The sequence below is a fragment of the Streptomyces hawaiiensis genome, from assembly GCF_004803895.1.
Taxonomy (GTDB): Bacteria; Actinomycetota; Actinomycetes; order Streptomycetales; family Streptomycetaceae; genus Streptomyces; species Streptomyces hawaiiensis.
Genome location: NZ_CP021978.1, coordinates 6,436,795 through 6,462,747 on the forward strand (window position 1 = coordinate 6,436,795; position 25,953 = coordinate 6,462,747).

The 25,953-nt window shown below is 71.6% G+C and carries 25 protein-coding genes and 1 pseudogene; 13 read left to right on the forward strand and 13 right to left on the reverse strand.

The features are described from left to right. The first annotated feature begins 77 nt into the window (after positions 1-77). The 6 genes from rimO (at position 78) to CEB94_RS29755 (ending at position 4,669) form a co-directional block, all read left to right on the forward strand. Positions 78-1,580: a 30S ribosomal protein S12 methylthiotransferase RimO gene (rimO, locus tag CEB94_RS29730; protein WP_175435098.1), complete on the forward strand. Its 1,503-nt coding sequence runs from the start codon at positions 78-80 to the stop codon at positions 1,578-1,580. Beyond that, a complete protein-coding gene (gene pgsA / locus CEB94_RS29735) occupies positions 1,577-2,473 on the forward strand; it encodes a CDP-diacylglycerol--glycerol-3-phosphate 3-phosphatidyltransferase (RefSeq protein ID WP_175435099.1) in 897 nt (298 codons plus the stop codon). Before rimO ends, pgsA begins: the two co-directional genes overlap by 4 nt. Then, entirely contained in the window at positions 2,470-3,015 is a 546-nt protein-coding gene (locus CEB94_RS29740; protein ID WP_175435100.1) for a CinA family protein, read from the forward strand. Before pgsA ends, CEB94_RS29740 begins: the two co-directional genes overlap by 4 nt. Positions 3,016-3,124: 109 nt before the next feature. Continuing rightward, positions 3,125-3,505: a helix-turn-helix domain-containing protein gene (locus CEB94_RS29745; RefSeq protein ID WP_175435101.1), complete on the forward strand. Its 381-nt coding sequence runs from the start codon at positions 3,125-3,127 to the stop codon at positions 3,503-3,505. Between the two features lie 210 nt (positions 3,506-3,715). Beyond that, a complete protein-coding gene (locus CEB94_RS29750) occupies positions 3,716-4,186 on the forward strand; it encodes a Dps family protein (RefSeq protein ID WP_175435102.1) in 471 nt (156 codons plus the stop codon). 195 nt (positions 4,187-4,381) lie between these two features. Beyond that, positions 4,382-4,669, forward strand: a complete 288-nt coding sequence (locus tag CEB94_RS29755; RefSeq protein WP_175435103.1) for a hypothetical protein — start codon at positions 4,382-4,384, stop codon at positions 4,667-4,669. Between the two features lie 374 nt (positions 4,670-5,043). Here the strand turns inward: CEB94_RS29755 and CEB94_RS29760 are convergent, their stop codons facing one another. The 3 genes from CEB94_RS29760 to CEB94_RS29770 form a co-directional block, all read right to left on the reverse strand. Continuing rightward, entirely contained in the window at positions 5,044-5,808 is a 765-nt protein-coding gene (locus CEB94_RS29760; protein WP_175435104.1) for an SDR family NAD(P)-dependent oxidoreductase, read from the reverse strand. Positions 5,809-5,840: 32 nt separating this feature from the next. Next, positions 5,841-6,662: an Fpg/Nei family DNA glycosylase gene (locus tag CEB94_RS29765; protein WP_175435105.1), complete on the reverse strand. Its 822-nt coding sequence runs from the start codon at positions 6,660-6,662 to the stop codon at positions 5,841-5,843. Between the two features lie 61 nt (positions 6,663-6,723). Next, positions 6,724-11,652, reverse strand: coding sequence for an ATP-dependent helicase (locus tag CEB94_RS29770; RefSeq protein ID WP_175435106.1), 4,929 nt, complete (start codon positions 11,650-11,652; stop codon positions 6,724-6,726). 183 nt (positions 11,653-11,835) lie between these two features. On the opposite strand from CEB94_RS29770, the pseudogene CEB94_RS29775 reads away from it, so the two are divergent. The 3 genes and pseudogenes from CEB94_RS29775 to CEB94_RS29785 form a co-directional block, all read left to right on the forward strand. Beyond that, positions 11,836-12,780, forward strand: a pseudogene (locus CEB94_RS29775) (AraC family transcriptional regulator); the annotation flags it as partial. Then, positions 12,690-13,412, forward strand: a complete 723-nt coding sequence (locus CEB94_RS29780) for an AzlC family ABC transporter permease (protein ID WP_175435108.1) — start codon at positions 12,690-12,692, stop codon at positions 13,410-13,412. The pseudogene CEB94_RS29775 and the gene CEB94_RS29780, both read left to right, overlap by 91 nt. After that, on the forward strand, positions 13,409-13,720 hold the full coding sequence (locus CEB94_RS29785) for an AzlD domain-containing protein (protein WP_175435109.1): 312 nt from the start codon (positions 13,409-13,411) through the stop codon (positions 13,718-13,720). The genes CEB94_RS29780 and CEB94_RS29785 overlap by 4 nt, the downstream gene beginning before the upstream one ends. Here CEB94_RS29785 and CEB94_RS29790 read toward each other — a convergent pair whose 3' ends face one another. Beyond that, the gene (locus CEB94_RS29790; RefSeq protein WP_175435110.1) at positions 13,721-14,665 is read right to left on the reverse strand and encodes a prenyltransferase/squalene oxidase repeat-containing protein; all 945 of its coding nucleotides are present in this window, start codon (positions 14,663-14,665) and stop codon (positions 13,721-13,723) included. Between the two features lie 80 nt (positions 14,666-14,745). Between CEB94_RS29790 and CEB94_RS29795 the strand changes: the two genes are divergently transcribed. Further along, a complete protein-coding gene (locus tag CEB94_RS29795; RefSeq protein WP_175435111.1) occupies positions 14,746-14,940 on the forward strand; it encodes a DUF3046 domain-containing protein in 195 nt (64 codons plus the stop codon). 156 nt (positions 14,941-15,096) lie between these two features. After that, entirely contained in the window at positions 15,097-16,362 is a 1,266-nt protein-coding gene (locus CEB94_RS29800) for an AI-2E family transporter (RefSeq protein ID WP_175435112.1), read from the forward strand. A gap of 39 nt (positions 16,363-16,401) precedes the next feature. Here CEB94_RS29800 and CEB94_RS29805 read toward each other — a convergent pair whose 3' ends face one another. Continuing rightward, complete coding sequence (locus CEB94_RS29805; protein WP_175435113.1) at positions 16,402-16,956, reverse strand: hypothetical protein; 555 nt, start codon at positions 16,954-16,956, stop codon at positions 16,402-16,404. Between the two features lie 296 nt (positions 16,957-17,252). Between CEB94_RS29805 and recA the strand changes: the two genes are divergently transcribed. Both recA and recX read left to right on the forward strand, forming a co-directional pair. Beyond that, positions 17,253-18,377 carry a recombinase RecA gene (gene recA, locus CEB94_RS29810; RefSeq protein WP_175435114.1) on the forward strand — a complete coding sequence of 375 codons (1,125 nt, stop codon included), beginning with the start codon at positions 17,253-17,255 and terminating at the stop codon, positions 18,375-18,377. Positions 18,378-18,380: 3 nt separating this feature from the next. Further along, complete coding sequence (gene recX, locus CEB94_RS29815) at positions 18,381-19,199, forward strand: recombination regulator RecX (RefSeq protein ID WP_175435115.1); 819 nt, start codon at positions 18,381-18,383, stop codon at positions 19,197-19,199. A gap of 162 nt (positions 19,200-19,361) precedes the next feature. On the opposite strand, the gene CEB94_RS29820 is transcribed toward recX, so the two are convergent. The 8 genes from CEB94_RS29820 to CEB94_RS29850 all read right to left on the reverse strand — a co-directional run bounded on the left by CEB94_RS29820 (position 19,362) and on the right by CEB94_RS29850 (position 25,894). Next, on the reverse strand, positions 19,362-19,781 hold the full coding sequence (locus CEB94_RS29820) for a rhodanese-like domain-containing protein (RefSeq protein WP_246111947.1): 420 nt from the start codon (positions 19,779-19,781) through the stop codon (positions 19,362-19,364). Then, positions 19,778-20,317 carry a cupin domain-containing protein gene (locus CEB94_RS29825; RefSeq protein ID WP_175435116.1) on the reverse strand — a complete coding sequence of 180 codons (540 nt, stop codon included), beginning with the start codon at positions 20,315-20,317 and terminating at the stop codon, positions 19,778-19,780. The genes CEB94_RS29820 and CEB94_RS29825 overlap by 4 nt, the downstream gene beginning before the upstream one ends. Before the next feature lie 98 nt (positions 20,318-20,415). After that, on the reverse strand, positions 20,416-20,463 hold the full coding sequence (locus CEB94_RS42270; protein ID WP_311314449.1) for a hypothetical protein: 48 nt from the start codon (positions 20,461-20,463) through the stop codon (positions 20,416-20,418). Between the two features lie 132 nt (positions 20,464-20,595). Then, positions 20,596-22,203: an FAD-dependent monooxygenase gene (locus CEB94_RS29830; protein WP_175435117.1), complete on the reverse strand. Its 1,608-nt coding sequence runs from the start codon at positions 22,201-22,203 to the stop codon at positions 20,596-20,598. A 282-nt stretch (positions 22,204-22,485) separates the two neighbouring features. Next, positions 22,486-23,394, reverse strand: coding sequence for an amino acid ABC transporter permease (locus tag CEB94_RS29835; RefSeq protein WP_175435118.1), 909 nt, complete (start codon positions 23,392-23,394; stop codon positions 22,486-22,488). Continuing rightward, entirely contained in the window at positions 23,391-24,068 is a 678-nt protein-coding gene (locus CEB94_RS29840; RefSeq protein ID WP_175435119.1) for an amino acid ABC transporter permease, read from the reverse strand. Before CEB94_RS29840 ends, CEB94_RS29835 begins: the two co-directional genes overlap by 4 nt. Before the next feature lie 132 nt (positions 24,069-24,200). Continuing rightward, entirely contained in the window at positions 24,201-25,043 is an 843-nt protein-coding gene (locus CEB94_RS29845) for a glutamate ABC transporter substrate-binding protein (protein WP_175435120.1), read from the reverse strand. A 74-nt stretch (positions 25,044-25,117) separates the two neighbouring features. After that, complete coding sequence (locus tag CEB94_RS29850; protein ID WP_175435121.1) at positions 25,118-25,894, reverse strand: amino acid ABC transporter ATP-binding protein; 777 nt, start codon at positions 25,892-25,894, stop codon at positions 25,118-25,120. Positions 25,895-25,953: the final 59 nt, after the last annotated feature.

Here is a 25,953-nt window from a genome sequence, read left to right on the forward strand (position 1 = left end):
AGTTGATACGGGGTTGGCCGGGAAACGGCCAACCCCGTCGACGTGGGGTGTCAGCGGGACGAAGTAGTCTTGAGCCCATGCCTGAACGCCGTACCGTCGCACTCGTCACCCTTGGCTGCGCCCGTAACGAGGTGGACTCGGAGGAGCTCGCAGGCCGTTTGGAGGCGGACGGCTGGCAGCTCGTGGAGGACGCCGAGAACGCGGACGTCGCTGTCGTGAACACCTGCGGCTTCGTCGAAGCCGCGAAGAAGGACTCCGTCGACGCCCTCCTCGAAGCCAACGACCTCAAGGGGCACGGCAGAACCCAGGCCGTCGTGGCGGTGGGCTGCATGGCCGAGCGGTACGGCAAGGAACTCGCCGAAGCCCTCCCCGAGGCCGACGGCGTGCTCGGCTTCGACGACTACTCGGACATCTCGGACCGCCTGCAGACCATCCTCAACGGTGGCATCCACGCCGCGCACACCCCGCGCGACCGGCGCAAGCTGCTGCCGATCAGCCCGGCGCAGCGCCAGGAGTCGGCGGCCGAGGTGGCACTGCCCGGGCACGGCCCGGCCGAGCCCGCCGTCGCACCGGCGGATCTTCCCGAGGGCCTCGCCCCGGCCTCCGGCCCGCGCGCACCCCTGCGCCGTCGTCTGGACGGCTCCCCGGTCGCCTCCGTCAAGCTCGCCTCCGGCTGCGACCGGCGCTGCTCCTTCTGCGCCATCCCCTCCTTCCGCGGCTCCTTCATCTCCCGCCGCCCCAGCGACGTGCTGAACGAGACGCGCTGGCTGGCCGAGCAGGGCGTGAAGGAGATCATGCTGGTCTCCGAGAACAACACCTCCTACGGCAAGGACCTGGGCGACATCCGTCTGCTGGAGTCGCTGCTGCCCGAGCTCGCCGAAGTCGACGGCATCGAGCGCGTCCGCGTCAGCTACCTGCAGCCCGCCGAGATGCGGCCCGGCCTCATCGACGTGCTGACCTCGACCCCGAAGGTCGCGCCCTACTTCGACCTGTCCTTCCAGCACTCCGCGCCCGGCGTGCTGCGCGCGATGCGCCGCTTCGGTGACACCGACCGGTTCCTGGAACTGCTCGACACCATCCGCAGCAAGGCGCCCGAGGCCGGCGTGCGCTCCAACTTCATCGTGGGCTTCCCCGGCGAGAGCGAGGCCGACCTCGCCGAGCTGGAGCGGTTCCTGAACGGCGCGCGGCTGGACGCCATCGGCGTCTTCGGCTACTCCGACGAGGAGGGCACCGAGGCGGCGACCTACGCCGACAAGCTCGACGAGGACGTCGTCGCCGAGCGGCTGGCCCACATCTCCCGACTGGCCGAGGAACTCGTCTCGCAGCGGGCCGAGGACCGCGTCGGCCAGACGGTGCGGGTCCTCGTCGAGTCCGTGGACGACGAGGAGGGTGTGTACGGCCGCGCGGAGCACCAGGCGCCCGAGACGGACGGCCAGGTGCTCCTCACGAGCGGCGCGGGTCTGCGGGGCGGCCGTATGGTCGAGGCGAAGGTGGTCGGTACGGAGGGTGTCGACCTGGTGGCCGAGCCGCTGCAGGGCTCGCTCACGTCGCCTGCGTGGAGTGAGGAGGCGGGCAGATGACCGGTGTCCCGGCATCCGCGGCGGGAGGCTCCTCCGGCGCGAGAAGGGCAGCGGCCGGAGCGGGCGCTCCGGCCCCCGCGGCCCCCGTGGCCCCGGGGGCGGCGGCCGGACATCCGGCCGTGCGGTCTGCCGATGGCGGGGCGCCCGGTGCGGGACCCGGTGCCTCGTCCGGGGTGGATCACGGCGGGGCTGCCGCGGCGGTACCCGGTGCCGGTGAGACCGTCCACGGTGAGGGCGACGACGTCGACGCCCAGAGCGAAGGGAAGACCCCGCGGGGCGGGAAGATCGCTGCCGCGGCCGTCAACCAGGCCAGTGTCTGGAACATCGCCAACCTCCTGACCATGCTCCGGCTGGTCCTCGTGCCGGCCTTCGTCGCGCTGATGCTCGCCGACGGCGGCCACGACCCGGTGTGGCGGGCTCTCGCCTGGGCCGCCTTCGCCGTCGCCATGATCACCGACCTGTTCGACGGTCACCTGGCGCGCACGTACAACCTGGTCACGGACTTCGGGAAGATCGCCGACCCCATCGCCGACAAGGCGATCATGGGGGCGGCGCTGATCTGTCTGTCCGCGCTCGGCGATCTGCCCTGGTGGGTGACCGGCGTCATCCTCGGCAGGGAACTCGGGATCACCCTGCTGCGTTTCCTGGTGATCCGCTACGGCGTCATCCCCGCCAGCCGCGGAGGCAAGCTGAAGACCCTCACCCAGGGCGTGGCCGTCGGCATGTACGTGCTGGCGCTGACGGGATGGCTGGCCACCCTGAGGTGGTGGGTGATGGCCGCGGCGGTCGTGCTGACCGTGGTGACCGGGCTCGACTATGTGAAACAGGCCATTGTGCTGCGCAGGCAGGGAATCGCCGAGCGCAAGGCCGCGTTGGAGGAGAAGGAAGCGTGAGTTCCACGGCCACCGACGTGGTGCGACTACTCACGGTGAAGGGCAGGACGCTCGCCGTCGCGGAGTCGCTGACCGGTGGCCTCGTTGCGGCGGACATCACATCCGTCCCCGGGGCGTCCCAGGTCTTCCGAGGCTCCGTGACCGCCTACGCCACCGACCTGAAGCACGAGCTGCTCGGTGTCGACGCCACCCTGCTGGCGGCGCGCGGGGCGGTGGATCCGCAGGTCGCGGCCCAGATGGCGGCAGGCGTACGCAAGGCGCTCGGCACCGACTGGGGCATCGCGACCACCGGTGTCGCGGGTCCCGAACCGCAGGACGGACAGGCCGTCGGAACGGTTTTCGTCGCGGTGGACGGACCCGCCGGAGCAAATTCCGGTTCTGCCGGCGGCGGAAAAGTGGAGGCTCTGCGGTTGAACGGCGACCGCGAGGAAATTCGTAGAGAGAGTGTACGGAGCGTACTCGCATTGCTCCTGAAGGAGCTTGCGGGCGAACAGACTGGGAATGAGCGGGCACAGGATACGGAACGGAACGGGGGGTTTTGATGTTTGCAGCCCTGAGTGAACACGACATCGCTCCCCGCACGGCCGCGGCGCAAGGCGGTACGGTGGGGCGTAATGGATGCGGCTACGCGGTCCGAGGAGGGAGCCACCGATGATTCTGCTCCGTCGCCTGCTGGGTGACGTGCTGCGTCGGCAGCGCCAGCGCCAGGGCCGTACTCTGCGCGAAGTCTCCTCGTCCGCCCGAGTCTCACTCGGCTATCTCTCCGAGGTGGAGCGGGGGCAGAAGGAGGCTTCCTCCGAGCTGCTCTCCGCCATCTGCGACGCGCTGGACGTACGGATGTCCGAGCTCATGCGGGAAGTGAGCGACGAGCTCGCCCTCGCCGAGCTGGCCCAGTCTGCTGCGGCCACCCCCAGCGAGCCTGTACACACGCCGGTTCGCTCGATGCTGGGCTCCGTGTCGGTGGCCGGTGTGCCACCGGAACGGGTGACCATCAAGGCGCCTGCCGAAGCAGTGGACGTCGTCGCCGCGTGAGGCTCTGCGCTCACACGGCATGATCGAGGCCCCGGCCGGGCCTTTCCGGAAGATCCGGAGGGGTGCCGCCCGGGGTTTTCGCTTGCCTGGGGGCAGGCTGACGCCGTCGTGCCGTCTCATGCGCGCCGTGTCTGATTCATGTGCGTTTGCCGGTGTGGCGTGTGGCGGTCATCGTTGAGGGGATGGCGGGGGCAGTCCTCGGAGGTGCGGATGTACGTCGTGAAGAGCCCGTTGTCGGACGCGAACCTGAAGACCGTGTCCGAGGCGCTGCAAGGTGCCCTTGTCGATCTGGTGGACCTCGCCCTCGTGGCGAAGCAGATCCACTGGAACGTCGTGGGGCCGCGCTTCCGTTCCGTGCATCTCCAGCTCGACGAGGTCGTCGACACCGCGCGGAAGTACTCCGACACCGTGGCCGAGCGCGCCGCGGCCCTCGGGATCTCTCCTGACGGGCGTGCCGCGACGGTGGCCGTCGGCAGCGGGATCGGGGTGACCCCCGAAGGGTGGGTCGACGACACGACCGCCGTGGGAGCGCTCGTCGAAGCGCTGGCCGCGGTGATCGCGCGCATGCGGCAGCGGGTCGAGACGACCGGTGAGCCGGATCCGGTGAGTCAGGACATCTTCATCGGGATCACGGCGGACCTGGAGAAGCATCACTGGATGTTCCAGGCCGAGAACGGGTGACGTGACGGGAGAGGGCGCGGGAGCGGGTGACGGGCCGGGCGCGAGTTTCGCGATCGCTCGGCGCGAGGGTCTGCGTGGCGTGGGCCGGGTGCGCGTGCACGGCCTGAGCGGTGTGCGCGATGCGCCCGTGTGCCTGTGGTGCGCCCTGTCCGCCGGCCCGGGTGGCTGCATAGCGTCGGGCTGGAGGTGGCGGCCATGGCGGGGATAGCGCACTGGGGGAGTCGGCGCTGGGGGGCCCGCGGGGCCGCGCTCGGGATGGGGGCGCTGTGGTGGTGGGCCGTGCTGCGGCTCGTGGCCGTGCCTGAGGCGGGGGTGCTGGAGGCGGCGGTCGCGGCCGGGGGATGGGGGCTGAGCGTGCTGCCCGTGCACTGCGTGCCCAAGCGGCGGGCGCGGGGCGTTGTGGGGGCCGGGCGGTGGCGGAGGGTTTTGCGGGCCGGGGGCGGGGGTGGCGGTGCGGCGGGGGTGAAGTCGGGGGGAGTGTAGGGGGCGTTTTGGCTGCGGCGGTTGCTGTGTGAGGGGTGGTGGCCCGGGGCGTGCCCTTGTTGGGGCGGTGGCTCGTGGGCTGGGCGGGAGCGGTGTGGTGGGCGCGGAAGCTCTGCCGCAGCCGGTTCGCGAGCTGCTGCTCGGGACCGTGCTCGTCGGGGCAGAGCAGGGGTGCCCAGGTGGTGTCGGCAGTCGGGGGCTTGGCCGGGTGGGTGGTGCGGGGACCGGTCGGTGTCCTGAGGGGGAGCCGTGGCGGTCGTTTCGGCGGCCGACGGGCCTGCCAGGGGGTGGGTGCGGCGATGAGCCGGTGTCCTGGGCCGGGCGTGGCGGTCGGTGGGGCCGGGGTGCGAGCCTTGATGGGCGCACGGGTTGTGTCACCACGGCATCGCCACACCCCCGTTCGGGCGGAGGATCTGACCCGTTGTGAAGGCCGAGGCGTCGGAGGCCAGGTGGAGGATCGCGTGGGCGATGTCCTCGGGCTCGCCCACGCGGCCCAGGGGTGACATCCGGGCCATGACGGACTCCGTGTGCGCCTGCGACTCGCTGTCCTCGCGGTCGGTCATCGGCGTACGGATCCAGCCCGGGGCGACCGCGTTGACGCGGATTCCGTGCCGGCCGACCTCCGTCGCGAGGGTCTTGGTCAGCTGGACCACCGCCGCCTTGGCCGCGCCGTAGCAGAGCAGACCGGGGCCGCCTGTGTCGACGGCGCCCGAGGCCATGGTGACGATGCTGCCCCGGGTACCGCGGTCGATCATCAGGCGGGCGGCCTCCTGGCAGGCGTACAGCACTCCCTTGAAGTTGACGTTCAGTACTCGGTCGAGGTCCTCGTCCCGGGTCTCCAGCACGGGGCTGCGATGCATGATCCCGGCGACCGCGGCGAGGGCGTCCAGGCGTTCGCAGGAGGTGAGGGCCTGCCTCAGCAGGGTGCGGTCGGTGACGTCGAGGGTGTGGGTGCGGGCTGTGCCGCCGTTGCCCTTGATCAGGGCCGCCGTCTCGTGCAGGCCCTCGGCGTCATGGTCGGCGCAATGCACGGTCGCGCCCGCCTCGGCGAGCAGAAGCGCCGAGGCGCGGCCGATGCCACTCGCGGCGCCGGTGACGAACGCGGTGCGGCCGGTGAGGTCGTACGCCGTGACGGGCATACAGGGACCGTACGAGCGTTTCTGACGGGTCGTCAATTGGTGCGGCTGTGCCGGGTCGGGGCGGGGGCAGGGCCTGGCTGACAGGTGGGGCACCAGTAGGTGGGGCGTTCGCGGGAGCCGTCGCCCTGGTCGGCGACGCGGATCGAGGTGCGGCAGCGCAGGCAGGGGCGGGGGGCGCGGCCGTAGACGAAGAGGTCCTGGCCGTGATGGCCCGTGGTGCTGCGGATGGGGCGGTCGCGGTTGGCCTCGAGCAGCTTTTTGGCGAGCGCGGGCAGCTTCGCCGCGCGGTCGGCGGGCAGGTCGCCGGCCGGCAGCCAGGGGGTGACGCCCAGGAGGAAGCAGAGCTCGCTCTTGTAGACATTGCCGATGCCGGCGAGGTTGCGCTGGTCGAGCAGGGCCTCGCCGAGTTCGCGGGCGGGGTCCTGGAGGACGTTGGCGAGAGCCCGGTCGGGGTCCCAGTCGGGGCCGAGGAGGTCGGGGCCGAGGTGGCCGACCGCGCGCTGCTCGTCGGTGGTGCGCAGGAGTTCCAGGACGGGGAGGCGGTAGCCGACGGCCGTGCGGTCGGTGGTGCCGAGGATCGCGCGGATCTGGTGGCCGGGGCCGCCGCTCCAGCGCTGGCCGTTTCCGTACACCTTCCAGGAGCCGTCCATCCGCAGGTGGGAGTGGAGGGTCAGGCCGCCCTCGACACGAGTGAGGAGGTGCTTGCCGCGCGCGGTGACGTCCAGGACTGCGCGGCCCGTGAGGTCGGCCGTGGCGAAGCGGGGCACCCTGAGGTCGCTGCGGGTCAGCACCTTGCCCGCGAGGGCGTCGTGCAACCGCCTCGCGGCCTGCCAGACCGTGTCACCTTCGGGCATGGGTCAAGGGTGGCACGGTGGGCGCGTGCTCGGCCGGAGCGGCTGTGGGCGGGAGGCCGTCTCAGGCGCGCAGACGGAGGCCTCGGGGCGTCGCGATGAAGCCCGCTCCTTCCAGGAGGGCGCCGATGGGGGAGGTCAGGGCCTGGGCGCCGTTGACGCGCTCCACCGTGACCGTGCCGAGCGAGCCCGCGCGCGCCGCCGCGGCGAGGGCCTCCGCGGCGGTGCCCAGGCGGGGGTCGTCGGAGGGGGCGCCCTCCGGGTCGGCGGCCCAGGCCAGCAGGGTCTTGCCGCCGCGCTCCATGTAGAGCGTCAGTTCACCGTCGACGAGCACCACCAGGGAACCCGCTTTGCGGCCCGGCTTGTGTCCGGCGCCCGTCGGGGGCTCGGGCCAGGCCAGGGCGGCGCCGTACGCGTTGGCCGGGTCGGCGGCGGCGAGGACGACGGCCCGGGAAACGCCGTCAGGGCGGGTACGGCGGCCCGGAGACCCTTGGTCGTACGCCGCGCGCCCGTCGTTCTGCCAGGACGGGGCGGCCTGCGGGGCGTAGTCGCGGGGCGAGACCCACTCGCCCGGGGACGGTCGGGGGGCGTCGTAGGAGGCGCCCAGGTCGGGGAAGCCGTCGAGGCCGGGGCCGGGGCCGGGGGCGTCGGTGTGGTCGTGGGAAGGGGCGGAGTCGTCCGGTCCGGCGAAGTCATGAGCGGGGAACGGGTCGGGTTCAGAGCCGGGAGGCGGGCCGGGCAGGTCCTGGCCGCGGTCGCGGGCGCTGGACACCGCGCGCAGACGGTCCACCGCACCGTCCATCGCGAACTGCGCGGCGCCGAGGCCCTCCACCACGTAGCCCCGACGGGCCTGGCCGCTCTCCTCGAAGACGGACAGGACGCGGTAGGTCGCCGAGAAGCCGCCCTCGACGCCCTCCGCCGCGACGGCGCCCCTGGTGACCACGCCGTGCCGGTCGAGGAGGGTGCGGGCGAGGGCGTGGGCGCGCACGGTGGGGTCGGCTTCGTGGGCCGGGAGCAGGGACCAGCGGCCCGCGACCGTCGGCGGGCCGGAGCGGGACGCGGTGCGGGCCGCGGCCGTCAGGGAGCCGTAGCGGCCGCGCGGGACCGTGCGCTTGGCCCGGTGGGCCGTGGCGCCCGCGGTGCGGCCCGAGCCGAGCAGGGAGCGCATGGGGGCGAGCGTGTCGTTCGTCAGGCGGCCGGACCAGGCCAGGTCCCACAGGGCGTCGGCCAGTTGCGGGTCGGTGGCCTCGGGGTGGGTGGTGGCGCGGACCTGGTCGGCGATCTGGCGGAAGAACAGGCCGTAGCCGGCGGAGAGGGTGTCCAGGACGGACTGGTGCAGGGCGGTCAGCTCCAACGGGTGCGGGGGCGGCAGGAGCAGGGGAGCCGCGTCCGCCAGGTAGAGGGAGACCCAGCCGTCCTTGCCGGGGAGAGAGCCCGCCCCGGCCCAGATCACCTCACCGGCGGCGGTGAGCTCGTCCAGCATCGCCGGGGTGTAGTTCGCGACCCGGGAGGGCAGGGCCAGTTTCTCCAGGGCGGAGGCCGGTACGGACGCGCCCTGGACCTGCTCGATGGCGCGGACCAGCCCGTCGACGCCGCGCAGGGAGTGCCCCTTGCCGATGTGCTGCCACTGGGGGAGGAACTGGGCGAGCGCGGCCGGAGGCACCGGCTCCAGTTCGTGCCGCAGGGCTGCCAGGGAGCGGCGGCGCAGCCGGCGCAGCACGGCAGCGTCGCACCACTCCTGGCCGATCCCGGCCGGGTGGAACTCGCCCTGGACGACCCGGCCCGCCGCCGCGAGCCGCTGGAGGGCGCCTTCGGTGACGGCGACGCCCAGGCCGAAACGGGCCGCCGCCGTGGCCGAGGTGAAGGGTCCGTGGGTGCGGGCGTGGCGCGCCAGGAGGTCGCCGAGCGGATCCTTGACGGGCTCCGTGAAGGCCTCCGGGACGCCGACCGGCAGGGCTGTGCCCAGCGCGTCGCGCAGGCGGCCCGCGTCCTCGATCGCCGCCCAGTGGTCCCTGCCCCCGATCCGGACCCGGATGGCGCGGCGGGTACCGGCCAGTTCCTGTGCCCACTGCGGTTCGGCGCCCCGCTCGGCCAGTTCCGCCTCCGTGAGCGGGCCCAGGAGGCGAAGGAGGTCCGCGACGCTCTCGGCGTCCTTGGCGCGGCGGTCCTCGGTGAGCCACTGGAGCTCCCGCTCCAGCTCGGTCAGCACCTCCGCGTCGAGCAGCTCGCGCAGCTCCGCCTGACCCAGCAGCTCGGCCAGCAGCCGGGAGTCCAGCGACAGGGCGGCGGCGCGGCGCTCGGCGAGCGGAGAGTCGCCCTCGTACAGGAACTGGGCGACGTAGCCGAAGAGGAGGGAGCGGGCGAAGGGGGAGGGCTCGGGAGTGGTGACCTCGACCAGGCGGACCTTGCGGGACTCCAGGTCGCCCATCAGCTCGACGAGCCCGGGGACGTCGAAGACGTCCTGGAGACACTCGCGGACCGCCTCCAGGACGATCGGGAACGAGCCGAACTCGCTGGCCACCTGCAGCAGCTGCGAGGCGCGCTGGCGCTGCTGCCACAGCGGGGTGCGCTTGCCCGGGTTGCGGCGCGGCAGCAGCAGCGCGCGTGCGGCGCACTCACGGAAACGCGAGGCGAACAGGGCGGAACTGCCCACCTGATCGGTGACGACCTGGTCGACCTCGCCCTTGTCGAAGACGACGTCCGCCGCGCCCACCGGGGCCTGGTCGGCGTCGTACTCCCGGCCCATCTTCACCGGCTCCTGGTCCAGCAGGTCCAGGCCCATCAGGTCGGCGTCCGGCAGGCGCAGCACGATGCCGTCGTCGGCGTGCATGACCTGCGCGTCCATGCCGTACCGCTCGGACAGCTTCGCGCCGAGCGCGAGCGCCCACGGGGCGTGCACCTGGGCGCCGAAGGGGGAGTGCACGACCACGCGCCAGTCACCGAGCTCGTCGCGGAAGCGCTCCACGACGATCGTCCGGTCGTCCGGGATGTGGCCGCAGGCCTCGCGCTGCTCGTCCAGGTACGACAGCACGTTCTCAGCGGCCCACGCGTCGAGGCCGGCGGCGAGGAGGCGAAGACGGGCGTCGTCCTTGGACAGCGACCCGACCTCGCGCAGGAACGCGCCCACCGCCCGGCCCAGTTCCAGCGGGCGCCCCAGCTGGTCGCCCTTCCAGAAGGGCAGCCGGCCCGGCACGCCGGGGGCCGGGGAGACCAGGACGCGGTCGCGGGTGATGTCCTCGATGCGCCAGGAGCTGGTGCCGAGCGTGAAGACGTCGCCGACGCGGGACTCGTAGACCATCTCCTCGTCGAGCTCGCCGACCCGGCCGCCGCCCTTCTTGGGGTCGGCGCCCGCGAGGAAGACGCCGAAGAGGCCACGGTCGGGGATCGTGCCGCCGGAGGTGACGGCGAGGCGCTGTGCGCCGGGGCGGCCGGTGATCTCGCCGGTGACGCGGTCCCACACCACGCGCGGGCGCAGCTCCGCGAACGCGTCGGACGGGTAGCGGCCGGCCAGCATGTCGAGGACCGCCGTGAAGGCCGACTCGGGCAGTGAGGCGAACGGGGCGGCCCGGCGGACGGCGGCGAGGAGGTCGTCGAACTGCCACGTGTCCAGGGCCGTCATGGCGACCACCTGCTGCGCCAGGACGTCCAGGGGGTTGGTGGGGACCTTCAGGGACTCGATGGAGCCGGTGCGCATGCGCTCGGTGACCACCGCCGCCTGCACCAGGTCGCCCCGATACTTCGGGAAGACCACACCGGTGGAGACCGCGCCCACCTGGTGCCCCGCACGGCCGACGCGCTGCAGGCCGGAGGCGACGGAGGGCGGCGACTCCACCTGCACGACCAAATCCACCGCGCCCATGTCGATGCCCAGTTCGAGACTGGACGTCGCCACCACCGCGGGCAGGCGCCCCGCCTTGAGGTCCTCCTCGACCAGGGCGCGCTGCTCCTTGGAGACCGAGCCGTGGTGGGCGCGGGCGATGACCTGGGGGGCGCCCTGGGCTGCTCCCGAGCCGCCCATGAGCTCGGCGGGGGAGTGGTGCTCGTCGAGCGTCTCGCCCGTGGCCCGCTCGTACGCGATCTCGTTCAGGCGGTTGCAGAGGCGCTCCGCGAGGCGGCGGGAGTTCGCGAAGACGATCGTCGAGCGGTGGGACTGGACGAGGTCGGCGATCCGCTCTTCCACATGCGGCCAGATGGACGGGCGCTCGGCACCCTCCTTGCCGTCCGCCACCGGGGAGCCGCCCAGCTCGCCCAGATCCTCGACCGGGACCACCACGGACAGGTCGAACTCCTTGCCCGACTCCGGCTGGACGATCTCCACCTTGCCGCGCGGCGAGAGGTAACGGGCCACCTCGTCCACCGGGCGGACCGTCGCGGAGAGGCCGATGCGGCGGGCGGGCTTCGGGAGGAGGTCGTCCAGCCGCTCGAGGGAGAGCGCGAGATGGGCGCCGCGCTTGGTGCCGGCGACCGCGTGCACCTCGTCGAGGATCACCGTCTCCACGCCCGCCAGCGCGTCGCGCGTGGCCGACGTCAGCATCAAGAACAGCGATTCCGGGGTCGTGATCAGGATGTCCGGCGGACGGGTCGACAGCGCTCGGCGCTCGGCGGCGGGGGTGTCGCCCGAGCGGATGCCCACCTTGACCTCGGGCTCGGGCAGGCCGAGGCGCACGGACTCCTGGCGGATGCCGGTCAGCGGACTGCGCAGGTTGCGCTCGACGTCCACCGCCAGGGCCTTCAAGGGCGAGACGTACAGCACGCGGCAGCGCTTCTTGGGGTCGGCGGGGGGAGGCGCCGAGGCCAGTTGGTCCAGAGCGGCCAGGAAGGCCGCCAGGGTCTTGCCGGAGCCGGTGGGGGCGACGACCAGCACGTCCGAGCCCTCGTGGATGGCCTGCCACGCACCGGCTTGGGCCGAGGTGGGCGCGGAGAAGGCACCCGTGAACCAGGCGCGGGTCGCGGGGGAGAAGCCGTCCAGGGCTCGCTGCGCATTGCTGGGCATGCGTCCATCGTGCACCTCGGCACTGACAACGGGGCCTCGCCGCCTCGTGACCCCAGTGACAACGGGGCCTCGCCGCCTCGTGGCCCCACTGACAACAGGGGCCGCGCCGCCTCGTGGCCTGCCGCTTCGCCGGGGTGCCGGCCGGGGTGCATCGTGTCGCCCGCGGCCGCGGACAATGGTCGTATGAACGAGCGCGCACGGCACTGGCAGTACGACGAGCTGCCGGGGGTCGATCTGTTGCGGGCCCGGTATGTGCGCAAGACGTTCGTGCGGCACACGCACGAGAACTTCGTGATCGCCGCCATCGCCGACGGGGTGGAGGTCTTCCACCACGGCGGGGGCGATCAGTACGCCGGAGCCGGGGCTCTCGCACTGGTGAATCCCGACACGCCGCACACGGGACGGGCCGGGGTGCCCGAAGGGTGGCGGTACGGGGCCGTGTACCCCTCGGCCGAGGTGGTGCGGGAGATCGCGGCCGAGACGACTTCACTGCGCGGGACGCCGGGGTTCGTCAGCCCGGTGGTCGACGATCCCTATGCCGGGGGTCTGGTGCACCAGGTGCTGCGGGCCGCCGACGAGGGCAACGCGCTGGCTGCGGACACGCTGCTGCGGGTCGCCGTGACCAGGCTGCTGCGATTGAACGGCGGGCCCCTGCCCCGGCGCCAGGTGCGGACGGCGGGAGCCCGGATCGCGGCACGCGCGCGTGGTGTGCTGGAAGAGCGGATGGCACATCCGCCGACCCTGGAGCAACTGGCGGCCGACCTCGGGACCAGCCCGTTCGCCCTGCTGCGGGCCTTCCGGGGCGTCTACGGGATGCCGCCGCACGCGTGGCTCACGGACGCGCGGGTCCGGCGGGCGCGGCGGCTGCTGGACACGGGGACGGCGCCCTCCGAGGTCGCCCTGGCCGTCGGGTTCACCGACCAGCCGCATCTCAACCGGCACTTCAGCCGGATGGTCGGCGTGCCTCCGGGGGCGTACCAACGGGAGCGCAAGAACGTACAAGATCTGCGGTAGCCGCTGGTCGTAGCGTGCGGGTCGTGGCAGATCAGACAGCTCTCGAAGATGCGGACATCGGTGGGAAGGCGAACCGGGCCGTCGTGCGCGACGCCCTGGGGGTCGGGGTGGCCGTCGGGCTGTCCGGGTTCGCCTTCGGAGTGACATCAGCTGGCAGCGGACTCACGCTGCTGCAGACGTGCGCGCTCAGTCTTCTGGTGTTCACCGGTGCGTCCCAGTTCGCCCTGGTAGGGGCCCTCGCGGCCGGGGGCAGCCCGTTCACCGCCGCCGCCGGGGCCTTCTTCCTGGGCGTGCGGAACGCCTTCTACGGCTTGCGTCTGTCGCAGCTGCTGGCCCTCCCGCGCGCGGTGCGGCCGTTCGCCGCCCAGTGGGTGATCGACGAGACGGCCGCCGTCGCGCTCGCCCAGCCCACACGGCGCGCCGCACGGCTCGGGTTCGTCGTGACCGGGCTGAGCCTGTACCTCCTGTGGAACCTCACCACGCTGCTCGGCGCCGTGGGCGCGGAGGCCATCGGGGACACCGACGCGTGGGGCCTGGACGCCGCCGGCCCCGCGGTGTTTCTGGCGCTGCTCGCGCCGATGCTGAAGACCGGCACCGAGCGGGCCGTCGCCGGGCTCGCCGTGCTGCTGGGACTCGGACTGCTGCCCGTCCTGCCCGCCGGGGTGCCGGTGCTGCTGGCCGCGCTGGCGGCGCCGGCCGTGCTGTGGGCGGACGGCCGGCGCAGGGGACAGGGGGACGCACGGTGAACGTGTGGATCGCGATCGGTGTGACCGTCCTCGGGTGCTACGCCGTCAAGCTGGCCGGGCTCCTGGTGCCCGAAGGGGCCCTGGAGCGGCCTGTCGTCAAACGCCTCGCCGCGCTGCTGCCCGTCGCGCTGCTCGCTGCCCTCACCGCCCAGCAGACCTTCGCCGACGGGCAGACGCCGGTGCTGGACGCGCGGGCCGCCGGACTCGCCGCCGCGGCCCTCGCACTGGTGCTGCGCGCCCCGTTCCTGCTCGTCGTCGCCGCGGCCGTGCTGGTGACCGCGGGGGTGCGGGCCATGGGGGCGGGGTGATCAGTCGATGACGTGGCCGTACGCGCTGAGCACGCGCAGGGCCTCGATCGTCACGAGCGGGCGGGCCTCCAGGGCGGGGGCCGGGGCCCAGCGGCGCCACCGGACGGGCCAGCCGCCGTCCTCCTGCTGCTGGGCCGCGAGATGGTCCAGGGACCGGGCCATCTCCTCGTCCGTGAACCACGCGCGCGCGAGCGAGCGCGGTGTCCGCGCGTAGTCGCACGGGAAGTGGTGCTCCCCCGGGGCGTAGCCGGGGGACACCGGATACGCGTCCAGGTCGTCGGGGTCCAGGGCCGCGAGACGGTGTTCGCGGACCAGGCGGCCGAGACGGCCGGCGGCCGCCTCCGCGCGCGGGCGGTCAGGGGCGGAATCCAGGAAGGCCACAGCGGCCTCGATCTCGTACGGGTGCGACTTCTCCAGGCCCTCGACCGCCTGCCAGCAGAAGTCCGTGGCCCGGAACAGCCAGGCGTGCCACACCCCGTTGCGGTGCAGCAGCCCCACCACCGGCCCCGTGGCCAGGAGGTCGCTGGGCGGATCGTCCACCACCGTCACGAAGGGAGCCGTCGGGTAGCCGCGCTGGCTGGGATGGATCGCGGGGAGGGCGCCGTCCGCCGTGGAGACCGACGTCAGGTAGCGGCAGATGCGTTCCACGCGCTGGCCGGCGCAGCGTCCGATCGCGTCCAGGACCCGCAGGGCGTGCGCGGTGTGCAGCGGCTGGCTGACCGGGCCGCGCAGATCGGGCTCCAGCGCGTGGCCGTACCCACCGTCCTCGTTGCGGTAGGCGTCCAGGGCGGTCTCCACCGGGTCGGCGGCGGCGCCCCGGAAGTGGTGGGCGAAGCGGTGCTGCTCGAGCACGCGCGCGGTGAGCCGGACGAAACGCTCCGCGCGCGTGACGGGGCTGTGCGGCGAGGGCGTCGGGGGGACTTCGGTAGCTCCTGATTCGGCCATGGGTCAGACCGTAGGGCGCGAAACGGCGCCGGCAGGCGGTCACGGCTCAGGCCCACCCCCAGGGGCGGGATACTGGAGTCATGCGGTTGACGGTCTTCTGGCAGCGAATGGCGGAGCACTTCGGTCCTGGCTACGCCGAAACCTTCGCGCGCGACCACGTGATGTCCGAGCTCGGCGGGCGCACCGTGGACGAGGCGCTCGCGGCCGGCTGGGGCGCCAAGGAGGTCTGGCAGGTCGTCTGCTCGGTGATGGACGTGCCCCGGGAGAGGCACTGACCGTCGCCGACGAGCCTCGGAGATCGTCGGCGGGCAGGGTTCACCGGCCTCGGAGACCGTCGGCCGGATCGGCCGGCCGGCCGAGGACGTCGCTGACCGGTCACGAAGATCGCAGGCGGGTACACGGCTGTCGGTGGTGTGGGCCAGACTTGGACCGTGGCACCCACTGACGAGACCGGGCAGGCAGCCCAGCAGTCACCAGCTTCCGGTACGACGCCGCCCGCCCCGCCCCCGGTCGGCGGGGCCGGGGCGAACGGCCGTATGCCGCGCTGGCTGCCCCGCGCCATGGTGCTCGCGCTTGCCCTCGTCGCCGTGTTCCAGCTGGGCAGCTGGGCCTTCCACCAGCTCACCGGCCTGCTGATCAACATCCTCATCGCGTTCTTCCTGGCGCTCGCCATAGAGCCCGCGGTCAGCTGGATGGCCTCGCGCGGCATGCGCAGAGGGCTCGCCACGTTCGTCGTCTTCATCGGCGTGATGATCGTGTCGGCCGGCTTCGTCACCCTGCTCGGTTCCGTCCTCGCGGACCAGATCATCAAGCTGATCGAAGGCTTCCCCGCGTACCTCGACTCCGTCATCCACTGGATCAACACGCACTTCAGAACCGACCTGAAACGCGTCGACATCCAGGAGGGCGTGCTCCGCTCCGACTGGCTGCGCAACTACGTACAGAACAGCGCCACCGGCGTCCTGGCCGTGTCCGCCCAGGTCATCGGGGGCCTCTTCCAACTGCTCACGATCGCCCTGTTCTCGTTCTACTTCGCCGCCGACGGCCCGCGACTGCGCCGCGCGATCTGCTCGGTCCTGCCGCCAGCCCGCCAGGCCGAGGTACTGCGCGCGTGGGAGATCGCCGTCAACAAGACCGGCGGCTACATCTACTCCCGCGGCCTGATGGCGCTGATCTCCGGCGTGGCGCACTTCGTCCTGCTGCAGGTCCTGGACGTGCCCTACGCGCCCGTGCTCGCCGTGTGGGTGGGCCTGGTGTCGCAGTTCATCCCCACCATCGGCACCTATCTCGCGGGCGCCCTGCCCATGCTGATCGCGTTCACTGTGGATCCCTGGTACGCCCTGTGGGTGCTGGTCTTCGTCGTCATCTACCAGCAGTTCGAGAACTACGTGCTGCAACCCAAGCTGACCTCCAAGACCGTCGACATCCACCCCGCGGTCGCCTTCGGCTCGGTCATCGCCGGCACCGCCCTCCTCGGCGCCGTCGGCGCGCTGATCGCCATCCCCGCCATCGCCACGCTCCAGGCCTTCCTCGGGGCGTATGTGAAGCGCTACGACGTCACGGACGACCCCCGGGTGCACGGCCACCGCCGGCGGGGAGAGGGACCGGGCCTGCTCACGCGCGCGAGAGGGCTGTGGGCACGGCGGCCGACGGCGGAGCGGCCCGGAGACGGGGGCTCCGGAAAGCGCTCCTCCTGAGCGGCCCGCTCCTCCTGAGCGGCCCGAGCCGCCCGGACCCTACGGCGTCGCGGCCTTCAGGAGGCTCGCCCGCTCGTCGGGCGGGATGAGCCCGCCCGGCAGCGTCCGGTCGTCCAGCAGACCCCCCACCAGTTCGGCATGCTCGGAGAACACGGCCCGGCACCGTGCGCGTTCCGGGTGGTCGCGATCGCTGCCCAAGAACCGGATCGCCTGCTCACTGCCTCCGTCGACGGGATGCGAGAGCTCCGCGACGACGAACAGGACCTCGACCAGCTCGGTCCGCACCGGCACCGCCGGATCGGCGGCGAGGCGGAGCAGGAACGGCAGAGCTGCCGACATGGCCGGGCCCAGCCTGAAGACACCGTCCATCAGGACGTTGCAGAGCACCCGCTCGGCCTCGGAAGCCGAGGCCGGATCCAGCAGACCGCCCATGAGGGCCGGGACCCCGGCGGGGCAACCGGGGAAGTCTGCCCAGGTGACGTCGTCACAGCCGCGTAGCGCGGGATGGTCCCGGCCGTACTGCGGTGCCTGGGGGAACTCCTGAAGGAATCGTGCGACGGCGGCTTCCTTGCCAGCCGCGGTGATCCGGCACATCGGCCTCTCCCCCCTCGAGTGCACGCACCTGCGTGCGGGGCGCACGGTACTCCGGCACGAGCTCACCCCGACATGGGGCAAGGTGCGCGGTGCCGCGTGGTGCGCTTGACACGAAAATCGAACATCCATTCTCATGGACAGACCGGCGAGGCTCAACGAAGGGCATTTCGACGTACTTTGGGTAGATAAATGCCCCAGTTATCCACAGGCCGGACGTGCGTCGGGGCGCATTGTCAGTGGCAGGCGTTAGCGTCTTTGACGTGAAGCGATCGACTCAAGCAAATCGGGTGGAACCCATGGCAGGAACCGACCGCGAGAAGGCCCTGGATGCCGCACTCGCACAGATTGAACGGCAGTTCGGCAAGGGCGCGGTCATGCGCATGGGTGACCGGGTCAACGAGCCAATCGAGGTGATTCCGACCGGGTCCACCGCCCTCGACGTGGCCCTCGGCGTGGGCGGCCTGCCGCGCGGCCGCGTCGTCGAGGTCTACGGACCGGAGTCCTCCGGTAAGACCACCCTGACCCTGCACGCGGTGGCGAACGCGCAGAAGGCCGGCGGCCAAGTCGCCTTCGTCGACGCGGAGCACGCACTCGACCCCGAGTACGCGAAGAAGCTCGGCGTCGACATCGACAACCTCATCCTCTCCCAGCCGGACAACGGCGAGCAGGCCCTGGAGATCGTGGACATGCTGGTCCGCTCCGGCGCCCTCGACCTCATCGTCATCGACTCCGTCGCCGCGCTCGTCCCGCGTGCGGAGATCGAGGGCGAGATGGGCGACAGTCACGTCGGTCTGCAGGCCCGCCTGATGAGCCAGGCCCTACGGAAGATCACCAGCGCGCTCAACCAGTCCAAGACCACCGCGATCTTCATCAACCAGCTGCGCGAGAAGATCGGCGTGATGTTCGGCTCCCCGGAGACCACGACCGGTGGCCGGGCGCTGAAGTTCTACGCCTCGGTGCGACTCGACATCCGTCGTATCGAGACGCTGAAGGACGGCACGGACGCGGTCGGCAACCGCACTCGCGTGAAGGTCGTCAAGAACAAGGTCGCCCCGCCCTTCAAGCAGGCCGAGTTCGACATCCTCTACGGCCACGGCATCAGCCGCGAGGGCGGCCTGATCGACATGGGCGTGGAGAACGGCTTCGTCCGCAAGGCCGGCGCCTGGTACACGTACGAGGGCGACCAGCTCGGCCAGGGCAAGGAGAACGCGCGCAACTTCCTGAAGGACAACCCCGACCTCGCCAACGAGATCGAGAAGAAGATCAAGGAGAAGCTGGGCGTCGGCGTGCGCCCCGCGGAGCCGGCCGCCGAGCCGGTCACGGACGCCGCGGTCTCCGTACCGGCCGACGAGGCACCCGCTGTCCCCGCTCCGGCACCGGCCAAGACCGCCAAGTCCAAGGCCGCCGCAGCCAAGAGCTGACCCGTGACACGGCGAACCGACTGGGCGGAGTACGAGTACGTTGCCTCCGGTGCCCCCCGGGGTAGGGGCACCGGAGGCGACGTGGGATCAGCCGTGGACGGGGAGGCCGGCCCCGAGGACACACCACACGAGGGCGACCGGCTGTACGAGGGCGGGGACGACACCGGGCCGCACGGGGGCGGCTCACCCAGAGGCGGCTCGCGTGACGGCGGGCCGCGCGGCAGGCGGGGTCGTCGTCGGCGTGGTTTCGGTGAGGCGGCGGCTGATGCCGAGGACGGAGGTGCCCTCTCCTCGTCGAGGGCCGAGCAGGAGGCACCTCCAGGGGACCCGGTCGAGCAGGCTCGGGCGATCTGCCTGCGCCTGCTCACCGGGACCCCGCGGACCCGTAAGCAACTCGCCGACGCCCTGCGCAAGCGGCAGATCCCGGACGACGCCGCCGAGGAGGTGCTGTCGCGGTTCGAAGAGGTCGGCCTCATCAACGACGGTGCCTTCGCGGACGCGTGGGTGGAGTCCCGGCACCACGGCAGAGGGCTGGCCCGGCGGGCGCTCGCCCGCGAGCTGCGGACCAAGGGCGTGGACTCCACACTGATCGACGAGGCCGTCTCCCAGCTCGACTCCGAGCAAGAAGAGGCGACCGCGCATGAGCTCGTCGCCCGCAAGCTCCGCTCCACCCGTGGCCTCGACCGCGACAAACGCCTCCGCCGCCTCGCGGGCATGCTCGCCCGCAAGGGCTACCCCGAGGGCATGGCCCTGCGGGTCGTCCGGCAGGCGCTGGAGGAGGAGGGGGAGGACACGGAGTTTCTCGGGGACGAGGGGTTCTGAGCGGACTGTGCCGCTGACGCAGGTCTGAAACGGGGGCGGGAGGGGGGAGGAGGAGCCCCCCCGAGTGGAGGCTCAAGACCGGTTCTCGCTGCCGACGCGACAACCGCCAGAACCGGCTCAGGCGACTTCCCAGGTGACCGGCTCAGGCGACTTCCCAGGTGGTTACACCACCGGCAGCCCGGCCCCCCGCCAAGCCTGGAACCCCCCGACCAGATCCGTGGCCCGGTGCAGTCCCAGTTGCTGCAAGGACTGGGCCGCCAGACTGGATGCGTAGCCTTCGTTGCAGATCACGACGATGCGCAGGGCGTGGCTCGTTGCCTCGGGGAGTCGGTGGCTGCCCCGGGGGTCGAGGCGCCACTCCAGTTCGTTGCGCTCGACGATGTGGGCGCCGGGGATGAGGCCGTCCCGTTCGCGCAGGGCGGCGTAGCGGATGTCGACCAGGAGCGCGTCGCCGGCCCGGGCGGCCTCGTACGCCTCCCGCGGTTCGATCCGCTCGTAGCCGGCCCGGACCCGCTCCAGCAACTCGTCGATGCCGAGAGGCGGTTGAGGGTCGCGGCCCGTCGGCCCGGGTGTGGTGCTCACTGCCAGTCCTCCGGTCGCTCGACCTGCTCGAGGCGCAGGATCGGACCGCTGCGGCTGTAGCGGCGGATCTGCGGCAGAGGCGGGTAGTAGGCGTGGACGGAGATCGCGTGCCGGTCGGGGGACTCGTTGAGCACCTCGTGGACGTGGTGCCGGCCGAAGGCCCGACCCTGACCGGCCCGCAGCCGGCGTTCCCGGTCCACGTCCTCGGTGAGTTCCAGGGTCTTCCAGCCGTCGGTGGGCAGCCGCGCGGCGAGCGAGTTCTCCTTGAGTTCGCCCGACGCGGTCAGGAAGGCGCCGACCGAGTCGGCGTGGTCGTGCCAGCCGGTGCCCGTGCCGGGCGGCCAGCCGATCAGCCAGGCCTCGCTGCCGCCGGGCCCGTCCAGCCGCACCCACGTACGGCCCTCGGGGTCGAGCGGCAAGGAGTCGATCAGCTCGCTGTCGGCGGCCGCGCGCCGGACGAAGTCGTAGAGGACGGCCTGCGTGGGAGCCGAACCGGCGGAGGAGACAGAGGGGGTCGCGGAAGGGGATACAGACACGAGTGCCGTCCTGAAGGTCCTGATGAAGGTTCGCGAGGAGGGCGCGGCAGCCGACGGACAGAGCGCGGCGCGCGCACAGAGGGAAGGGAAATGCGAAGTCAGCAGGACGGGCGACACACGCAGCCCGCATAGCGGAGGAGGTCCATATGGACCCTCCGCCACAGGCGCACACAAGTGTCGGTCACGCAGCGGAGTACACCATGGCCGCCCGGACAGGTCAACTCACTGTCACCATGCGGACGCACCGTGACAGTGAGCACATCACGCCGGGGCCGACGTCAGCGCGAGCCGGCCGAAGCACCGGCCTCGGCCTGCGCTTTCACCGGTCCGCCCACCACGGCCTCCGCCGCCGCGTACAGATCGGCCGGGCGTACTCCGCTCAGCGCGGTGACGAGGTGCCCGTCGGGGCGCACCAGGAGCACCGTGTGCGCGGCCGCTCCCGGATACTTTTCGGCGACGAGCAGCTCGGCGGGGTGCGGCAGTGCCGTGACCGCCGCCGCGAGCTGCGGCATGATGCCCGCGCTGACCCAGTGCTTGCGCTCCCAGACGCCCGTGCCCGGCGCGATCAGCAGCACCAGCAGCGCGCCGCGGCCGAGCCGGTCCCGCAGCCGTACGAAGGTGCCGTCCTCCGCGGTGACCCGTACGTCGGTGACCGGTGCTCCGAGTGGCGTGTCGACCGGGGCCTGCCCTTCGAGGTGTCGGGGCGCGAGCGGCGAGTCGGCGTACGCCCCCGGCGCACCGAGCTGGCCGTACCCCAAGTGACCCTCCGTGAGGAGAGCATCGTGGCCCCGGGACGAGCCGGGGACGACGGCGCGCAGCCCTCCACCGCCGCGCAGCAGCGGCAGCGCCTGGTCGGCGGCGCGCAGCCGGGCGGCGACGACCGCCCGGCGTTCCGTCTGGTAGCTGTCGAGGAGCTCCTCGTGCGGCCCGTGGTGCCAGGCCAGGGCCAGTTTCCAGGCGAGGTTGTCGGCGTCCCGCAGGCCCTCGTCCAGCCCGTGCGTGCCCAGCGCGCCGAGCAGGTGGGCCGCGTCGCCGGCGAGGAACACACGGTCGGCGCGCCAGCGGCGGGCCAGCCGGTGGTGGACGGTGTGGACACCGGTGTCCAGCAGCTCGTACGGCGGTGTCGTGCCGCCCGCCCAGCCGGCCAGCGTCTCCCGGATACGGGTGAGCAGCAGTTCGGGTGTGACCAGGTCCTTGCCGGGTGGCAGGAGCCAGTCCAGGCGCCAGACGCCGTCCGGCAGCGGGCGCGCGGTGACTTCGCCGGCCGAGGGGCCGGACATGCGCCAGGGCGGCATACGGTGCAGCAACGCCTCGTCGTGCCAGGGCAGTTCCGTACGGAGCGCGGCGACGGCGTGACGTTCCACCGCCGTACGGCCCGGGAAGCGGATGTCCTGGATCTTGCGCACGGTCGAGCGGGGGCCGTCACAGCCGACCAGGTAACTGCCGCGCCACCATGTGCCCTTGGGGCCGCGGGTGTGGGCCGTGACGCCCGAGGACTCCTGTTCGACACCGTCGAGCCGGCTCTCCACCGCGACCTTGACGAGCCGTTCACCCGCGATGGCCGCGCGCAGGGCACCGGTCAGCACGTGCTGGGCGATGTGCAGGGGAGCCGGCTCACTGCCGTCGAAGACGATCTCGCGCATCACCTGCTTGCGCCGCATCGACCGCCATCCGGCCCAGTGCGCACCGGCTCGGGCGAGGGGCATGCCGGTCAGCCGTTCCACGAGGGCGGCGGTGTCCTCGCGCAGGACGACGGTGCGCGCCGCACGGGGTTCGTCCTTGCCCGGCCCCTCGTCGAGAACGACGCACGGCACCTCCTGACGCGCCAGCGCCAGGGCGAGCGTGAGCCCCACGGGCCCCGCTCCGACGATGATCACCGGGTCCACGGCGCGGCGCCCCCTGCCCGCGGTGATGTCCTGAGAGACGTGGGTGAACAGGAAGTTGGAGCAGGGTGCACGATCACAGAACGTATGCAACCCATTGCCGGTGCTTGCGTCAAGTGACCGGCGGCCGGTGGCGATCATGCCCCGCACCCAAGGGTAGCCGGGCGACACTCTCGTCACTTGATGGGGTGTCAAGGGGTGGTCGAAGCCGGATGGCTCATGGCTAGGCATGACCGTGGCCCGCCGGTTCCCCGGCGGGCCACGGTAACAGCGGTTGGCGGGCCGTCAGATCGAGCCGCCGGCACCGGTGCCGTAGGTGCCACCCACCTCGGCCGCGTTCACGTCGTCGACCTTGTCGGCGCCGAGAACAGCACCCGTGCTGCGCTTGCTCCGGCGCAGCCTGCGCTCCAGCCAGGAGGCGAAAGTCGTGAGGATGAAGTTCAGCACGATGAAGATGACCGCCACCACGATGAAGCTGGGGATGACGTTCGCGTAGTTGGCCGCGAGGGTGCTGCGCGTGTTGAGCAGCTCGGTGAACCCGAGCATCACGCCGCCCAGCGCGGTGTCCTTCACGATGACGACCAGCTGGCTGACGATGGCCGGCAGCATGGCGGTGACGGCCTGCGGGAGCAGGATGCTCGACATCGTCTGGCTCTTGCGCAGACCGACCGCCATGGCGGCCTCCGACTGTCCCTTGGGCAGGGACAGGATGCCGGCGCGTACGATCTCGGCGAGGACCGAGGCGTTGTAGAGCACCAGGCCGGTGACCACCGCGTACAGGGGCCGCTCATCACTGGGGATTCCCGTGGAGCGGACATAGAACTCGTTGGCGAACAGCATCAGCAGCAGTACGGGGATCGCCCGGAAGAATTCGACCACCGCACCGGCCGGGATGCGCACCCAGCGGTGGTCGGACATGCGTGCGATGCCGAGGACGGCGCCCAGCGGAAGGGCGATGACCATGGAGAGGGCCGCAGCCTTCAGGGTGTCAGCCAGGCCCGGCAGCAGGTACGTCGTCCACGCTTCGGACGTGGTGAACGGCTTCCACAGGGACCACTCCAGCTGGCCCTTGTCGTCCATGGTCTGCCAGACCCACCACAGCAGCAGGGCGAGCAGGACGAAGAAGACCACCGAGAAGAGCACGTTGCGCCGCTTGGCCCGGGGGCCGGGGGCGTCGTAGAGGACGGACGTCATCGCTTCACCGCCAGTCGCTTGCTCAGCCAGCCGAGGAGCAGGCCGGTGGGCAGGGTCAGTACCACGAAACCGAAGGCGAAGATCGCGCCGATGAGCAGCGTCTGTGCCTCGTTCTCGATCATTTCCTTCATCAGGAGGGCGGCCTCCGCCACGCCGATCGCGGCCGCCACGGTGGTGTTCTTGGTCAACGCGATGAGCACGTTGGCCAGCGGTCCGATGACGGAGCGGAACGCCTGCGGCAACACGACGAGCCGCAGGATCTGGCTGAAGCTCAGCCCGATGGCACGGGCCGCCTCCGCCTGTCCGACAGGCACGGTGTTGATGCCGGAGCGGATCGCCTCGCAGACGAAGGCCGCGGTGTAGGCGACGAGGCCGAGGACCGCCAAGCGGAACGCCTTGGCTTCGAAGTCGTCGGGTGCGCCCATCGTCACGCCGAAGATGTTGGCGAGGCCGAGCGAGGTGAAGACGATGATGACGGTGAGAGGGATGTTCCGGACGATGTTCACGTAGGCGGTGCCGAACCCGCGCATCAGTGGAACCGGGCTGACCCGCATAGCGGCCAGCATGGTGCCCCAGATCAGTGATCCGATGGCCGAGAGGACGGTGAGCTGCACCGTGACCCAGAAGGCACCCAGCAGGGTCGGGTCGTCATAGTCAGATAGAAAGTCGAACACGATCTCCCGCGCTTCCGGGTGTGTGGCTTGGACAGCGGACGTGCCGCGCCGCCGCCGGAGGAGCGAGAGGCGGCGGCGCGCCTGCGGATCCCCGCTGTGATGGCGGGGATCCTGCGTCGGCGGAGTCCCGCCTTACTGGACGATCTGGCCGATCTTCGGGGCCGGCTCGTTCTTGTAGTTCGCCGGCCCGAAGTTGTCCTTGACGGCCTTTTCCCAGGCGCCGTCGCTGACCATCTTCTCCAGCGCGTCGTTGATCTTGTTCACGGTCGCGGTGTCGCCCTTCTTCACACCGATGCCGTAGTTCTCGTTGCTCAGCTTGAGCCCGGTGAGCTTGAACTGCCCCTTGTACTGGTCCTGCGCCGCGAAGCCGGCGAGGATCGCGTCGTCCGTGGTCAGGGCGTCGAGCTGGTCGCTCTGCAGACCCGCGATGCACTCCGAGTAGCCGCCGAGCTGCTGGAGCTGGGCCTTCGGCGCAATCTTGTCCCTGACGTTCTGAGCCGAGGTGGAACCGGTCACCGAGCACAGCTTCTTGCCGTTGAGGTCCGTGCCCTCCTTGATGTCCGAGTCCGCCGTCACGAGCAGGTCCTGGTGGGCCAGCAGGTACGGGCCGGCGAAGTCGACCTTCTGCTTGCGCTCGTCGGTGATCGAGTAGGTGGCCGCGATCATCTTCACGTCACCGCGAGCCAGCGCGTTCTCACGGTCGGCGCTCTTGGTCTCGACCCACTCGATCTGGTTGGGCTCGTAGCCCAGTTCCTTGGCCACGTACGTCGCCACGTCCACGTCGAAGCCGGAGAAGGAACCGTCGGGCTCCTTCAGGCCGAGACCCGGCTGGTCGTACTTGATGCCGATCTTGATCTTGTCGCCGCCTCCGGAGCCGGAACCGTTGGAGTCACCGTCGCCGCCACCGCAGGCGGTGGCGGTCAGGGCGAGGACGAGAGCGGTGGCGGCCGCGGCGGAGACCTTGCGGAGCTTCATTGTGAACATCCTTTGCCGTGAAGAGAAAACCGTCGTTGCGGGTGACGCGGATCGTCGCGGGCGCGACGCGCGCCTCAGTGGTGCAGGATCTTCGACAGGAAGTCCTTGGCACGATCGCTGCGCGGATTGCTGAAGAACTGGTCGGGCGCAGCCTCCTCGACGATTCGGCCGTCCGCCATGAACACCACGCGGTTTGCGGCCGATCGTGCGAAACCCATCTCATGGGTGACGACGATCATGGTCATGCCGTCGCGGGCGAGCTGCTGCATGACCTCCAGCACCTCGTTGATCATCTCGGGGTCGAGCGCGGAGGTCGGCTCGTCGAAGAGCATCACCTTCGGCTCCATGGCCAGCGCCCGGGCGATGGCGACGCGCTGCTGCTGGCCGCCGGAGAGCTGAGCCGGGTACTTCTCGGCCTGCGCGCTCACGCCGACCCGGTCGAGCAGGGCCCGGGCCCGCTCCTCGGCGGCCTTCTTGTCCTTCTTGCGGACCTTGATCTGGCCGAGCATCACGTTCTCGAGCACGGTCTTGTGCGCGAAGAGGTTGAAGGACTGGAAGACCATTCCGACGTCGGCGCGCAGCTTCGCGAGTGCCTTGCCCTCGGCGGGCAGCGGCTTGCCGTCGATGGTGATCGTGCCGGAGTCGGTCGTCTCCAGGCGGTTGATGGTGCGGCACAGGGTGGACTTGCCGGACCCGGAGGGCCCGATGACCACGACGACTTCACCGCGGGCGATCGTCAGGTCGATGTCCTGGAGTACGTGCAACGCGCCGAAGTGCTTGTTGACGCTCTTCAGGACGACCAGTTCTCCGGTCGCGGCCACATCTTCCTTGGCCACCGATACTTCGGTCATCGCTCTCAGGCTCCGTCCTCCTCGGTTTCGGAGGACAGTAGTAACCCTCTACGACCTGC

Bases quoted from the DNA above. Each gene is read 5' to 3' on its own strand.
- rimO (WP_175435098.1), top strand. From the start codon at position 78: ATGCCTGAACGCCGTACCGTCGCACTCGTCACCCTTGGCTGCGCCCGT.
- pgsA (WP_175435099.1), top strand. From the start codon at position 1,577: ATGACCGGTGTCCCGGCATCCGCGGCGGGAGGCTCCTCCGGCGCGAGA.
- CEB94_RS29745 (WP_175435101.1), top strand. From the start codon at position 3,125: ATGATTCTGCTCCGTCGCCTGCTGGGTGACGTGCTGCGTCGGCAGCGC.
- CEB94_RS29750 (WP_175435102.1), top strand. From the start codon at position 3,716: ATGTACGTCGTGAAGAGCCCGTTGTCGGACGCGAACCTGAAGACCGTG.
- CEB94_RS29755 (WP_175435103.1), top strand. From the start codon at position 4,382: ATGGCGGGGATAGCGCACTGGGGGAGTCGGCGCTGGGGGGCCCGCGGG.
- CEB94_RS29760 (WP_175435104.1), bottom strand. From the start codon at position 5,808: ATGCCCGTCACGGCGTACGACCTCACCGGCCGCACCGCGTTCGTCACC.
- CEB94_RS29765 (WP_175435105.1), bottom strand. From the start codon at position 6,662: ATGCCCGAAGGTGACACGGTCTGGCAGGCCGCGAGGCGGTTGCACGAC.
- CEB94_RS29770 (WP_175435106.1), bottom strand. From the start codon at position 11,652: ATGCCCAGCAATGCGCAGCGAGCCCTGGACGGCTTCTCCCCCGCGACC.
- CEB94_RS29790 (WP_175435110.1), bottom strand. From the start codon at position 14,665: ATGGCCGAATCAGGAGCTACCGAAGTCCCCCCGACGCCCTCGCCGCAC.
- CEB94_RS29795 (WP_175435111.1), top strand. From the start codon at position 14,746: ATGCGGTTGACGGTCTTCTGGCAGCGAATGGCGGAGCACTTCGGTCCT.
- CEB94_RS29805 (WP_175435113.1), bottom strand. From the start codon at position 16,956: ATGTGCCGGATCACCGCGGCTGGCAAGGAAGCCGCCGTCGCACGATTC.
- recA (WP_175435114.1), top strand. From the start codon at position 17,253: ATGGCAGGAACCGACCGCGAGAAGGCCCTGGATGCCGCACTCGCACAG.
- CEB94_RS29835 (WP_175435118.1), bottom strand. From the start codon at position 23,394: ATGACGTCCGTCCTCTACGACGCCCCCGGCCCCCGGGCCAAGCGGCGC.
- CEB94_RS29845 (WP_175435120.1), bottom strand. From the start codon at position 25,043: ATGAAGCTCCGCAAGGTCTCCGCCGCGGCCGCCACCGCTCTCGTCCTC.
- CEB94_RS29850 (WP_175435121.1), bottom strand. From the start codon at position 25,894: ATGACCGAAGTATCGGTGGCCAAGGAAGATGTGGCCGCGACCGGAGAA.